Origin of the sequence: Cognatishimia coralii (assembly GCF_037478305.1) — a bacterium.
GTDB lineage: Bacteria > Pseudomonadota > Alphaproteobacteria > Rhodobacterales > Rhodobacteraceae > Cognatishimia > Cognatishimia coralii.
Genome location: NZ_JBBGAZ010000001.1, coordinates 672,462 through 684,693 on the forward strand (window position 1 = coordinate 672,462; position 12,232 = coordinate 684,693).

Below are 12,232 nucleotides of genomic sequence, written 5' to 3' on the forward strand. Positions count from 1 at the left end.
AATAATCTCCTCGGGTTATTGTCACCGTAATTGTACAAATACAGCAATACAATCACCCAATTGTACCAACACAATTTCTGGACCACCGACACAATAAAGGAGATCCCCATGTCACGGACGTCCACACTGCAACTGACGCAACTTACTCAAACCGCAGCGACCCAGCCTCTTCCGGTCTTTGCGCAATGGGCGATTGCCTTTGCAGCGACCGTGACGGTTTGGGATCGGCGTGTGCGTACCCGAAAGGCTCTGGCGCGGCTTGAGAATGCCGAGTTGCATGACATCGGCATCACCCCCGAGCAAGCCCGCGAAGAAGTCAGAAAACGCTATTGGGAGGCGTAAAGCGCAAAGGGCCGGCACAGACCGGCCCTTTTCTTTAGGATTTCACCGGTGGCACGGAATAGGTCAACGAGGCCCGAGCCACCAACTCCTCAGACCCTTCGGATCGCAGACGCACATCGGTCACCGTCAACGCCTTGCCGTGTTTCAACAGTTCGGCATGCGCAATCAGATCCTTGCCCGCCTCTGGCTTACGCATGAAGTCGATGGAACAATTGGTTGTCACCGCCAAAGCCTTACGTCCGACAACCGCCAAAGTCGCCACGTAGGCCGATACATCCGCCAACCCGAACATCGCAGGCCCAGACACGGTCCCACCGGGGCGAATGTGGCGATCATTCACCTTCAGCTTCATAACCGTATGACGCCCATCCATTTCCATAATCTCAAACTGAGACCAAACCTGAGGAAACACCTCAGCCAAATACTCTGACAGCTCTTCTTTGGAAATCACCGGGGTCATGTTGTGCCTCATAAGTGTTTCGCAATTCTTTTCGCCCCAAGTCCCGAGACTCAAGCGTCCAAATCCGTGACGTCACGGCAGAATTAAGGCGTGATCGGCGTCATCGTGCCTTTTAGATAGGCGGAATTTCAAAGAATTGTTCGTTCTGGGACAATAAATTAGGTGCATCGCCGAGATTGGTCACAATTCGGCACAAGTCGGCATATTCCTGCCCTATTTTCTGCAATTTCTCTGGAATCGACCCGCGATTTCTGGCATAAGATTTTCAGACGCTTCATTGGGTCGCTGAACGGTGGAAGGTCCCTCCAAGGTCAACTCTCTCTGACCTCGACATTCCTGCCTCAGCGACCCAAATGTGTTTTTAGCCCCCTGAAATCGCTTCCAAAACCGCATTGCGCTAGCGCATGCCCTTCCCTTTGCACCGCTTCTGGCCTATCTGCGCCTCATGACTGAGACATTGCATATCATCGGCGGCGGTATGGCCGGATCGGAAGCGGCCTGGCAGGCGGCGAATATGGGCGTCAACGTGGTGATCCACGAGATGCGCCCCAAGGTCGAGACCTTTGCCCATCGCACTGGACATCTGGCCGAGATGGTGTGCTCAAACTCTTTCCGCTCCGATGACGACGAACAGAACGCGGTCGGCCTTTTGCATTGGGAAATGCGCGCGGCGAACGGGCTGATCATGGCTATGGCCGACAAACATCGCCTGCCTGCGGGGGGCGCTTTGGCGGTGGATCGGGATCCATTTGCGGAAAGTGTCACCGAAGCCTTGACCGCGCATCCAAATATTTCCGTGGAATACGATGAAATCACTGAGCTGCCCGAGGATGGCCAGTGGATCATCGCAACCGGCCCATTAACCTCAGCCGGTCTTGGCGCGGCCATTCAGGCTGAAACCGGCGCAGATGCCTTGGCCTTCTTTGATGCCATCGCCCCAATTGTCTATGCTGAGAGCATCAATATGGACGTCGCCTGGCTACAGTCTCGCTATGACAAAGGCGACACCGAAGAAGAACGCAAGGCCTACCTCAACTGCCCGATGACATATGAGCAGTACGAAGCCTTCATCGACGCGCTGGAGACGGCGGACAAAACCGAATTCCACGAAGGCGAAACGGCTGGATACTTCGACGGCTGCCTACCGATCGAAGTCATGGCGGAGCGTGGCCGCGACACCCTGCGCTTTGGCCCGATGAAACCTGTGGGCCTCACGAATGCGCATGATCCCGACAACAAACCCTACGCCGTGGTTCAACTTCGCCGTGATAACGCTTTGGGAACGCTCTATAATATCGTGGGTTTCCAAACCAAAATGAAATACGGAGCGCAGACCGAAGTACTGCGCATGATCCCCGGTCTTGAAGACGCGAGCTTTGCGCGGCTGGGCGGCATTCACCGCAATACCTTCATCAATTCGCCGACGCTTTTGGACAATCAGATGCGGCTGAAAAGCAAACCGCATATCCGCTTTGCAGGCCAAATCACCGGCGTCGAAGGCTATGTGGAAAGCGCCGCAATGGGGCTTTTGGCGGGCCGTTTGGCGGCTGCAGAGATCCTTGGCACGCCGATGGAAACTGCGCCTGCGAACTCCGCCATGGGTGCTCTGGTCCATCACATCACCGGCGGGGCCGAGGCGAAGACCTTCCAGCCGATGAATGTGAACTTTGGTCTGTTCCATCCGGTCGAAGGCTTCAAAGGCGGGCGTCGCGGGCGCAAAGACCGCTATAAGGCCTATACAGATCGCGCTAAAATCGATTGGCAAGACTGGCTGAACGCGCAGTCCTGATGCGCTCTTTCGCGTAGCTGGCCAAGAAATCATAGACGTAAGCGCTTTCACGCGCTTTACTCGCGCTATGACAAAGAAGTTTTTGGACTCCGTTTACAATCTGGACACCGCCAGCGACGTCGAAGAATTCTATGACGACTGGGCCTCCACCTATGACGCCGAAGTCACCGACAACGGCTATCTCACCCCGTCACGATGCGCTGATGCGCTTTGGCAGTTCTTGCCCAACCCAGAGACCAAGATTCTGGACGTAGGCTGTGGTACCGGTCTCTCTGGCGAGGCTTTGGCCAAGGTAGGCTACACCAACATTGACGGCATTGACCCGTCAGCCGAAATGCTAGCCATCGCCAAACGCAAGGGGGTCTACAAGACCGCCATCCAATTGCAAGGCGAAGAGATGGACATCGAGCCCGGCAGCTATGAGGTCATCGCCTGCATCGGCGTGATCGGCGTCGGCGCGGCGCCCGTGTCCTTGCTGGATACGGTGATGGATCTATTGCCCTCAGGCGGCAAACTCGTGCTGTCCTATAATGACAAAGCCATCAAAGAACGTATTTACGAAGCCCGTCTGAACGATTATCTCGACGGCGGTAGTGCGCGGCTTTTGTTCCGAGAGTTGGGCGATCACCTGCCCGGCAAGGGCATGACCTCTTATGTCTATGTCGTTGAGAAAGCTTGACTTTTAGAACGCGATTTGCGCCTTCCCCAACTGGTCCTCTGCATCTAGGACACGCCTATTCCGCCTTGATAGCGGCCCAAGAGGCGCGCGCACATGGTGGAGAGTTTCTGTTGCGGATCGAGGATATAGATCAATCCCGCAGCCGGACGCATTGGGAAGATCAGATCTATGATGACCTTGCGTGGTTGGGCCTGTCGTGGCCCCGCCCCGTAATGCGTCAATCGGAACGCACGAAGGCCTATGCACGCGCGGTTGCCCAGCTGACCGATGCGGGTTTGACCTACCCATGCATTTGTCGTCGCGCAGATATCGAGGCCGCAGCCGGTGCGCCTCAGGAAGGTGTGCCGCAGTTTGGCCCCGACGGGCGGATCTATCCTGGCACCTGTCGTGCGCGCGTGTTTCCTGAGTCTCAGGATCATGCAATCCGCCTGAATATGGCGAAGGCTGTTGAAGGTTTGACAGAGCTGAGTTTCGTCGAAAAGGGCGCGCTCTTTGCTGGCGCGCATCGCTTGGATGCGGCACGGCTTGTCGAGACCATTGGGGACATCATCCTCGTGCGCAAAGGTATGGCCGCCAGCTACCACCTTGCGGTGGTCGTAGATGACGCAGAACAAGGCATCACCCAAGTCACGCGTGGCGCTGACCTTTGGGAGGCCACTCAAATTCACGTTCTTTTACAAAGACTTCTGGGCCTTTCCACACCCGACTACCATCACCACGACCTGATCCGCGACGATGCCGGAAAGCGGCTCGCCAAACGAGACGACGCCCGCGCCATAGCCACCTATCGCGCCGACGGCGCAACGCCAGAAGATGTCATCGAAATGGTCGGCCTAACGCCCTAGTGGTCGTCGCAGTCGTGCATAGGCTTCATGAGCTCGATCTCTTCGCCGTCCCGCACCGCTGTGTAAAAACAACTGCGCCGCATGGTGTGACAGGCCGCGCCGGTTTGGTTGATCAGCACCAAGATACAATCCTGATCGCAGTCATAGCGGAAATCGACCAATTCTTGCGTATGTCCGCTGGTCTCGCCCTTGATCCAAAACGATTGCCGTGACCTAGACCAATAGGTCACCCGCCCCGTTTCCAGCGTCCGCTTGACGGATTCCTCATTCATCCACGCCATCATCAAGACCTCATGGCTGGTGGCATCCTGCGCAATCGCAGGGATCAGGCCATTTGCGTCGTACTTCAGCGTTTTCGGGTCGAAAGCCATGAGGCGCCTCTTTGCATTTGGGTGTAGGAACTCTATCTAAGACTGGCGGCGAAAAGGAAAGACCTGATGTCTGGCGATACCGATCTGATCAAACTCTATTCTGGGCGCATTCTAGCGCTGGCCGCCGACATGCCGCGCACGGAGCGTTTGGCGGATCCCCATGCGACCGTCAAGAAACGCTCGCCGCTCTGTGGGTCGACAATCGCAGTCGATGTGATCCTGCAGGACGGTAAGGTTTCTGAATATGGTCAGGACGTTAAGGCCTGCGCTTTGGGTCAAGCAGCGGCCTCTGTGGTGGGCGCGAATGTGGTAGGCCTGTCGCGCACCGAGATCGAAACCGCGCGGGACGCCCTAAAAGACATGCTGAAAAACGACGGCCCCGCCCCTGCAGCCCCTTTTGAGGACCTAGAAGTACTGCGCCCTGCCCGCGACTATAAAAACCGTCATGCGTCGATCATGCTCGCGCTTGAGGCCACGCTCGAGGCGATAGATCAGGCCGAGCAATCTGCCTGCGCCTAGCAGCTTTCTTCACAAAATGGCAAAAAAATCGCCGCACGTCTCGGGGAAGACGGCGGCGAAAGTCGCGTGTTCTCTGCAATGGAAACGACGTTTCAGGCGGGCTGATGTGAGGCAGACCCAAAGACTTTCAGGCAGTGACAGTCAATGCGCAGCAAGCGGGGACAGGCTACGCGGAAACATCAAAATGAGAACCGCAGGCAGATAAGATTAAACAAAACCGGGAACGTGCAGAGCCACGAGCATCATCACGACAAGAGACGCGGCGCCGACTGCGTCTTGCAGCAGCGTAGATTGGGAATTTTGGATCGCGGACTTGATTTGACGAAGCATCGGGCTCTCCTGCACTCAGAATTATTTGTTGCTCATTTGTTCTCATTTTTAGCGAGTCGTGTAAAGAACTAAATGAGAACATTTGAGAACATTTTGTGAATATGGGAACGTTTAACGGCTAACCCACTGAAATCAAACGGATCGCTTGATCTTGTTCCATCAGCCACAAAAGAACACGCGCGGCCTTTCCGCGTTCCGTGGTTAAATCGGGATCGTCATTTAACAGTTTTCGCGCGTCCGTTTGCGCAATTTGCATCAAAGGCGCCTGTGATTCCATGTCAGCGATTCTGAACCGAGGCACGCCGGACTGCGCTGTCCCAATCAAATCCCCTGCCCCGCGCATCTCTAGATCGGTCTCGGCAATCCGAAACCCGTCATTAGTCTCGCGCATCACGGTCAGCCGCTTGGTGCCGCTTTCACTGAGCGGCGATTGATACAGCAACAGACAGGTCGAGGCCTCAGACCCGCGGCCAACCCGCCCCCGCAACTGGTGCAGCTGCGCCAGACCAAAGATCTCGGCCCGCTCGATCACCATAATCGTGGCTTTGGGCACGTCGACACCGACCTCGATCACGGTCGTCGCCACAAGAATTTGGGTTTCGCCGTTTTGAAAAGCCTTCATGGCGGCGTCTTTTTCAGCCGGTGGCATCTGACCATGCACAAGGCCCACAACGCCCTCACCCAGCGCCGCGCGCAGGTGTTTGAACCGCTCTTCCGCGGCCGTCAGATCCAGAACCTCGCTTTCGTCCACCAGCGGGCAAACCCAATAAGCCTGTTTACCTTCGTGAACGGCTTTGCGCAGACGCTCGACCACCTCAGAGATCCGTTCGTCCGACACCATCACTGTTTGGATCGGCTGTCGACCCGGCGGTTTTTCGTCCAGCACCGACACATCCATATCGCCATATTGCGCTAGCGCCAGCGAGCGCGGGATCGGCGTCGCCGTCATCACCAAAACATCGGCCGCCGCGCCCTTTTTGCCCAGCTCCAGCCGTTGCCGCACGCCAAAGCGATGTTGTTCGTCAACGATTGCAAGCCGCAGGTCTTTGAAATTCACATCCGCCTGAAACACCGCATGGGTGCCGACTAGAATATGAATATCGCCCTTCTCCAGAGCCGCTAATTTCGCCGCGCGGTCTTTACCTTTGTCCCGACCCGTTAAGATTTCAACAACCACGCCGGCTTGCTCGGCCAGGGGCTGCAACCCTTCCATATGCTGACGTGCCAAGATTTCCGTCGGGGCCATCATGACGCCTTGACCACCCGCCTCAATCGCCACCAAGAGCGACACAAAAGCGACCAGAGTTTTCCCCGCCCCGACATCGCCTTGCAGCAAGCGGTTCATGCGCACCGGCCGCGCCATATCCTCGGAAATCTCAGCAATCGCGCGGGTTTGCGCGCCCGTCGGCCGATATGGCAGAGCCTGCAGCACTTTGGATTGCAGACGCCCGTTGGCGTGGCTCTCGATACCCCGCGCGCGGCGTGTTTGCTGCCGCGCAAGGGCCAGCGTTAACTGATGGGCCAGAAATTCATCATAAGCCAAACGTTCTCGCGCAGGCGCGGTCGCCGAGATCTCCCCCAAGGCTTGCGGACTATGCGCGGCCTCGATGGCATCCCGCCAGTCTGGCCATCCGGCCTTGTCCTTTTGCGCCGGATCGATCCATTCCGCGAGCAAGGGCGCGGTCGCGACCGCCGAGCGGGCCGCTTTGGTCATCACCTTTTGCGTAACCCCCGCAGTTAGCGGATAAACCGGTTCAAACTCTGGAATTTGACCGGCCTCTTCCACGGGCACCATATGGTCCGGATGCACCATTTGCCCGACCCCATCAAACAGCTCGACCCGTCCAGACACCAGTCGCACAGAGCCTTCTGGCAGCTGTTTCTTAAGATAATCTCCACGCGCGTGAAAAAATACGAGCTGAAAAGACGTCTTGGCGTCTTGCACCGTCACCCGGTAAGCGCCACTGCGATTCCGGGGGGCCCGATGCGTGCCGATTTCCACCTCGACCGTCACAATCCCGGGCAATTCAGCGCCTTGGATCGTCTCGCGACGACGGCGATCCACCAGAGAATAGGGTAATGAAAACAACAGGTCGCGCGGCTTTTCCACCCCAAGCCCCGCCATGTTTTGCGCGATCTTTGGTCCCACGCCTTCCAGCTTGGTCAAAGCTCCAAAGAGCGGAAACAGGATTTCCGGACGACTGCTCACAGACCTTCGACCAGCGCAAGCCAGGCATCTTCGTCGATGGTTTCAACACCCAAATCAGCGGCTTTCTTCGCTTTGGAACCAGCGCCTGGACCGGCCACCAATAGATCGGTCTTCTTCGACACAGAACCCGCGACCTTCGCGCCCAACCGCTCTGCCCGCGCCTTGGCTTCGTCGCGCGTCATCTTTTCCAACTTGCCGGTAAAGACGACGGTTTTGCCCGCGACAGGGCTGCCCTCTGCCTTTGGTTTCTCGGCGGGCTGGATCGACAATTGCGCAACGAGCTCATCAATCACCGCGCGCTCTTTGTCTTGCGCAAAGGCGGTGACCAAAGACCGCGCCATGACCTCTCCGATGCTGTCCATCGCCAAGAGGTCTTCCCATTCGGGGCCCTCAAATTGTGCGGCAGCCGTCACAGCAGCCTCAAAGCTCTGCCAGTCGCCGTAGTGATTGGCGATCAGGTTGGACGCCGCTTCTCCGACGTGGCGGATACCCAGCGCAAACAGCGCACGGCCAAAGCCGATATTGCGTTTTTCATTGATGGCCGCAAAGAGGTTTGCCGCGCTTTGATCGCCCCAGCCTTTGCGGTTCTTAAGCTTGGTCAGATTGGAGGCGTCTCGCTCTTCCAGCCTAAAAATATCCGCTGGTGTCCGCACCGGCAAATCTGGATCGTCAAAGAACATCTCGATCTGTTTCGCGCCAAGTCCTTCGATATCGAACGCCTTACGAGACACAAAATGCTTCAGCTTTTCAATTGCTTGCGCGGGGCAAATCATGCCACCTGTGCATCGTCTTACGGCATCACCTTCTTCGCGCACAGCCTCTGAACCGCATTCTGGGCAAAGGGAGGGAAAGACATAAGGCGTCGCATCAGCAGGCCGTTTGGACAGATCCACATCTGCCACTTTCGGAATAACATCCCCCGCGCGATAGACCTGAACCCAATCGCCTTCGCGAATGTCTTTGCCGCCCCGTATCTCAGCGCCCTTGCTATCGAGGCCTCGGATATAATCCTCATTGTGCAGCGTCGCATTCGAGACAACGACGCCCCCCACAGTCACCGGCTTCAGCCGCGCCACCGGAGACAGCGCGCCCGTGCGTCCGACCTGAATGTCGATTGCCTCAAGCGTGGTCCAGGCAAGTTCTGCAGGGAATTTATGCGCAATCGCCCAACGCGGCGTGGTCGAACGGAACCCGAGCCGGTCCTGCAAGGCAAGCTCATCCACCTTGTAGACAACCCCATCGATGTCATAGCCCAGTGACGCACGTTGCGCTTCGATGTCTTTGTAGCGGGCAATCATCTCGGCGGGACCGTCACATAACTTGGTTAGATCATTGGTCACGAAACCCAATTCAGCCAGCCGCTTAATCGCACCCATCTGCGTGTCTGCCAAAGGTGCTGAGAGATCCCCCCAAGCATAGGCAAAGAACCGTAGCGGACGGGATTTGGTGACCTCGGAATCCAATTGCCGCAAAGATCCAGCCGCCGCATTGCGCGGATTGGCGAAAGGCTTGTCCCCTTTGGCCTCTTGCGCGGCATTGAGCGCTTCGAAATCGCTATGCGCCATATAGACTTCGCCGCGCACTTCCAACACATCCGGAGCATCCGTCAGGTTCTGCGGCACATCCGACATCGTCCGCGCATTCGCAGTCACGTTTTCGCCCGTTGCCCCGTCACCACGGGTGGCGGCCTGAACAAGCCTACCGCCTTCATATCGCAAAGACAGGCTTAATCCGTCGATCTTGGGTTCGGCCGTAAACTTCAGAGGAGCATCCGCCGCCAGTCCCAGAAAGTTTCGGATCCGCCCGTCAAAATCCTGCACGTCTTCGTCTGTGAAAGCATTGCCCAACGACAACATGCGCACAACATGCTCGACCTTGGAAAACCCGGAAGCCACCGCAGCCCCAACCTGCTCGCTGGGGCTATCACTGCGTTTCAGATCCGGGAACGCGCGCTCGATTGCCGCGTTTCGCCGCTTGAGCCGGTCGTATTCGGCATCCGACAGCTCTGGCGCATCAAGCGTGTGATAGTCCGTGTTTGCCTGCGCCAAAACTTTGGCCAAGCGGGCAAGCTCGTCCCGAGCCTCGGAAGCGGAAAGTGTCGAGATGTCTTTTTCTGGCTGCACCGGACCTGCTCCTGAATTTATCTTTTTGATAAATCGGGTGCCTGCCTGCGTCCAGCCAGAATAAATCGTTTCGCAATGCCCCTGATTCACCGGCTACTTTGGAAACGGTCCGTCGATCAGTGGGTTCCGGGTATTTCGCGTCAATCCTTCGTACCACGACTAACGCGAAATGCACCGGCAAACGCCTAGGCGCGCAAGGCCACGCGATCGTCTTTGAGAGCTTCCACAATCTCTGGGTCGCGCAGCACATAACCCCGCCCCCAAACCGTTTCGATATAGTTCTCACCGCCCGTGGCCTCAGAGAGCTTTTTGCGAAGCTTGCAGATAAAGACGTCGATGATCTTTAGTTCTGGCTCGTCCATGCCGCCATAGAGGTGGTTCAGAAACATTTCCTTGGTCAAGGTCGTGCCCTTGCGCAGCGATAGCAGCTCGAGCATCTGATATTCCTTGCCGGTCAGATGGACGATCGCCCCATCCACATCCGCGGTCTTTGCATCCAGATTGACTGACACGCGCCCGGTTTTGATGATCGACTGTGAATGACCTTTCGAACGGCGAATGATTGCATGAATACGCGCCACCAGTTCCTCGCGATGGAAGGGTTTCGTCAGATAGTCATCCGCGCCAAATCCAAAGCCCTTGAGTTTGCTTTCCGTATCGTCTGCGCCCGACAAAATAAGAATCGGCGTCTCAACCCGCGCACGGCGGATTTGACGCAATACTTCGTGACCGGCCATATCCGGCAAGCCAAGGTCCAGAAGGATCAGGTCATAGTCATAGAGCTTGGCCAGATCGATGCCTTCTTCGCCAAGATGTGTGCAATAGACGTTCAGGTTGGCGTGGCTCAGCATCATTTCGATGCTTTTGGTCGTGGTCGGATCGTCTTCAACTAAAAGAATGCGCATTAACTTTAACTCCAAAGAACTGGGAATAGAGAACGGTCAGCTACGCAACTGTGTGTAAAAACAAGTTAATTTCAAATTAACAGGCAGCAAAAACTGAAGAATTCGCTTTACGGTTGTCTAAATTTTTGTAGCGCTGTGGTCTTGAGCGCCTCTTCTCCGTGCTTGTGGATCGCGACCGACCATTGCACGAACTCTTCATTGCTGAGGTTATAGCGGCGCAGTGCCTCATCCTTGCTGATCAGCCCATAAGCCACCCCACGCACCACGGCAGCCTTGCGCGAGGCCACCCAGCGCGATGTGCCTTTCGGCGGCAGATCTGCCTGCGAAAACACCTTGCCATTGGGCAATTTCACCGTCCGAAAGCCGTTCACTTTTTTCAAAAACATGGTCCCACCTCTTTTGTCCGAGGACAGAATGTGGAAAACGCACTTAACGCCGCATGAAGCGGCCCCTTGAGAGTAATTAGGATTTTCCTATATTCCTTTCTTTCTCGCCCTGAACGGAGCCCCAAATGAACGCCCTCACGGATCATCCGGTCAATTCCCTTGGCTTTGCAAAGCCGCCCTCCGAGACGCGCGTTGTCGTCGCTATGTCGGGCGGCGTAGACAGCTCGGTTGTGGCTGCGAAACTGGCCGATGAGGGCTATGACGTGGTCGGCGTGACTCTGCAGCTTTATGACCACGGCGCGGCTTTGGCGAAAAAGGGCGCTTGTTGTGCAGGCATCGACATTCACGACGCGCGCCGTGTGGCTGAGGAAAAAGGCTTTCCACACTATGTGCTGGACTATGAAAACATCTTTCAGGACGCAGTGATTGATGAATTTGCCGACAGCTATCTGGCGGGCGCGACCCCTGTGCCCTGCATCCGCTGCAATGAGCGCGTGAAGTTCAAAGATCTCTTGGAAACGGCCAAGGATTTGGACGCCGATTGCATGGCCACAGGCCACTACATCCAGCGCAAAATGGGCGCACATGGGGCCGAGCTGCATTCCGCCGAAGATGCGCGGCGTGATCAGAGCTATTTCCTCTTTTCTACCACGCCAGAGCAGCTCGACTACCTGCGCTTCCCGCTGGGGCATTTGCCTGACAAAGACGCAACCCGCGCCTTGGCGGCCGAATACGGGCTGGCCGTGGCAGACAAGCCTGACAGCCAGGACATCTGCTTTGTGCCCAATGGTGACTATGCCTCTGTGATTGAAAAACTGCGCCCTGGCGCGGCAGAACCCGGCGAGATCGTCGATCCTGAGGGCCGCGTTTTGGGTAAGCACAATGGCGTCATTCACTACACGATCGGACAGCGTCGTGGCCTCGGCATCGGGGGCCTCGCGGATCCTCTTTATGTGGTGAAACTGGATGTGGACGCTAAGCAGGTCATCGTGGGCCCCAAGTCCATGCTGGCCACGCGGATCGTGCCTGTACGCGAGATCAACTGGCTGGGTGATGAACCCTTTACGTCGAAATCCGAATGGCATGTATCGGTCAAGGTGCGTTCAACCCGTCCGCCGCGTGAGGCAATCTTGCGGCCTCTGTCTGACACCACCGCCGAAGTCGAGCTTTTGACACCCGAGGAAGGCGTCTCTCCGGGGCAGGCTTGCGTGTTCTATGAAAGCGAAGGCAGCCGGATTTTTGGCGGCGGCTGGATCTGGAAGAGCTGATCGAAT

General features: G+C 56.7%; 13 protein-coding genes. 6 read left to right on the forward strand and 7 right to left on the reverse strand.

Going from position 1 to position 12,232, the window contains the following annotated elements; translation table 11 throughout:
• Positions 1-108 precede the first annotated feature (108 nt).
• Positions 109-342, forward strand: a complete 234-nt coding sequence (locus WG622_RS03455; protein ID WP_339402300.1) for a DUF1127 domain-containing protein — start codon at positions 109-111, stop codon at positions 340-342.
• A 34-nt stretch (positions 343-376) separates the two neighbouring features.
• Here the strand turns inward: WG622_RS03455 and WG622_RS03460 are convergent, their stop codons facing one another.
• The gene (locus tag WG622_RS03460; RefSeq protein ID WP_339402301.1) at positions 377-802 is read right to left on the reverse strand and encodes a PaaI family thioesterase; all 426 of its coding nucleotides are present in this window, start codon (positions 800-802) and stop codon (positions 377-379) included.
• Positions 803-1,247: 445 nt separating this feature from the next.
• Between WG622_RS03460 and trmFO the strand changes: the two genes are divergently transcribed.
• The 3 genes from trmFO to gluQRS all read left to right on the forward strand — a co-directional run bounded on the left by trmFO (position 1,248) and on the right by gluQRS (position 4,115).
• Positions 1,248-2,591: a methylenetetrahydrofolate--tRNA-(uracil(54)-C(5))-methyltransferase (FADH(2)-oxidizing) TrmFO gene (trmFO, locus tag WG622_RS03465; RefSeq protein WP_339402302.1), complete on the forward strand. Its 1,344-nt coding sequence runs from the start codon at positions 1,248-1,250 to the stop codon at positions 2,589-2,591.
• 67 nt (positions 2,592-2,658) lie between these two features.
• A complete protein-coding gene (locus WG622_RS03470) occupies positions 2,659-3,270 on the forward strand; it encodes a class I SAM-dependent DNA methyltransferase (RefSeq protein WP_339402303.1) in 612 nt (203 codons plus the stop codon).
• Positions 3,267-4,115 (forward strand): tRNA glutamyl-Q(34) synthetase GluQRS, encoded by an 849-nt coding sequence (gene gluQRS / locus WG622_RS03475; protein WP_339402304.1) that lies wholly within the window; start codon positions 3,267-3,269, stop codon positions 4,113-4,115. The genes WG622_RS03470 and gluQRS overlap by 4 nt, the downstream gene beginning before the upstream one ends.
• On the opposite strand, the gene hisI is transcribed toward gluQRS, so the two are convergent.
• On the reverse strand, positions 4,112-4,486 hold the full coding sequence (gene hisI / locus WG622_RS03480) for a phosphoribosyl-AMP cyclohydrolase (protein WP_209356496.1): 375 nt from the start codon (positions 4,484-4,486) through the stop codon (positions 4,112-4,114). The two genes, gluQRS and hisI, sit on opposite strands and share 4 nt — an antisense overlap.
• Positions 4,487-4,552: 66 nt before the next feature.
• Here hisI and WG622_RS03485 point away from each other — a divergent pair, with 66 nt between their 5' ends.
• A complete protein-coding gene (locus WG622_RS03485) occupies positions 4,553-5,005 on the forward strand; it encodes an iron-sulfur cluster assembly scaffold protein (RefSeq protein WP_339402305.1) in 453 nt (150 codons plus the stop codon).
• Positions 5,006-5,212: 207 nt separating this feature from the next.
• Here WG622_RS03485 and WG622_RS03490 read toward each other — a convergent pair whose 3' ends face one another.
• The 5 genes from WG622_RS03490 to sciP all read right to left on the reverse strand — a co-directional run bounded on the left by WG622_RS03490 (position 5,213) and on the right by sciP (position 10,958).
• On the reverse strand, positions 5,213-5,335 hold the full coding sequence (locus WG622_RS03490; protein WP_280719817.1) for a hypothetical protein: 123 nt from the start codon (positions 5,333-5,335) through the stop codon (positions 5,213-5,215).
• Positions 5,336-5,453: 118 nt separating this feature from the next.
• Entirely contained in the window at positions 5,454-7,544 is a 2,091-nt protein-coding gene (gene recG / locus WG622_RS03495; RefSeq protein WP_339402306.1) for an ATP-dependent DNA helicase RecG, read from the reverse strand.
• On the reverse strand, positions 7,541-9,667 hold the full coding sequence (gene ligA, locus WG622_RS03500) for an NAD-dependent DNA ligase LigA (protein ID WP_339402307.1): 2,127 nt from the start codon (positions 9,665-9,667) through the stop codon (positions 7,541-7,543). The genes recG and ligA overlap by 4 nt, the downstream gene beginning before the upstream one ends.
• Positions 9,668-9,852: 185 nt before the next feature.
• A complete protein-coding gene (gene ctrA / locus WG622_RS03505; RefSeq protein ID WP_339402308.1) occupies positions 9,853-10,572 on the reverse strand; it encodes a response regulator transcription factor CtrA in 720 nt (239 codons plus the stop codon).
• 107 nt (positions 10,573-10,679) lie between these two features.
• Positions 10,680-10,958, reverse strand: a complete 279-nt coding sequence (sciP, locus tag WG622_RS03510) for a CtrA inhibitor SciP (protein ID WP_209356501.1) — start codon at positions 10,956-10,958, stop codon at positions 10,680-10,682.
• 125 nt (positions 10,959-11,083) lie between these two features.
• On the opposite strand from sciP, the gene mnmA reads away from it, so the two are divergent.
• Positions 11,084-12,226 carry a tRNA 2-thiouridine(34) synthase MnmA gene (mnmA, locus tag WG622_RS03515; protein WP_339402309.1) on the forward strand — a complete coding sequence of 381 codons (1,143 nt, stop codon included), beginning with the start codon at positions 11,084-11,086 and terminating at the stop codon, positions 12,224-12,226.
• Positions 12,227-12,232: the final 6 nt, after the last annotated feature.

Coding starts and splice junctions, on each gene's coding strand:
- mnmA (WP_339402309.1), top strand. CDS start 11,084: ATGAACGCCCTCACGGATCATCCGGTCAATTCCCTTGGCTTTGCAAAG.
- WG622_RS03470 (WP_339402303.1), top strand. CDS start 2,659: ATGACAAAGAAGTTTTTGGACTCCGTTTACAATCTGGACACCGCCAGC.
- WG622_RS03460 (WP_339402301.1), bottom strand. CDS start 802: ATGACCCCGGTGATTTCCAAAGAAGAGCTGTCAGAGTATTTGGCTGAG.
- WG622_RS03490 (WP_280719817.1), bottom strand. CDS start 5,335: ATGCTTCGTCAAATCAAGTCCGCGATCCAAAATTCCCAATCTACGCTG.
- hisI (WP_209356496.1), bottom strand. CDS start 4,486: ATGGCTTTCGACCCGAAAACGCTGAAGTACGACGCAAATGGCCTGATC.
- trmFO (WP_339402302.1), top strand. CDS start 1,248: ATGACTGAGACATTGCATATCATCGGCGGCGGTATGGCCGGATCGGAA.
- ctrA (WP_339402308.1), bottom strand. CDS start 10,572: ATGCGCATTCTTTTAGTTGAAGACGATCCGACCACGACCAAAAGCATC.
- WG622_RS03485 (WP_339402305.1), top strand. CDS start 4,553: ATGTCTGGCGATACCGATCTGATCAAACTCTATTCTGGGCGCATTCTA.
- sciP (WP_209356501.1), bottom strand. CDS start 10,958: ATGTTTTTGAAAAAAGTGAACGGCTTTCGGACGGTGAAATTGCCCAAT.
- WG622_RS03455 (WP_339402300.1), top strand. CDS start 109: ATGTCACGGACGTCCACACTGCAACTGACGCAACTTACTCAAACCGCA.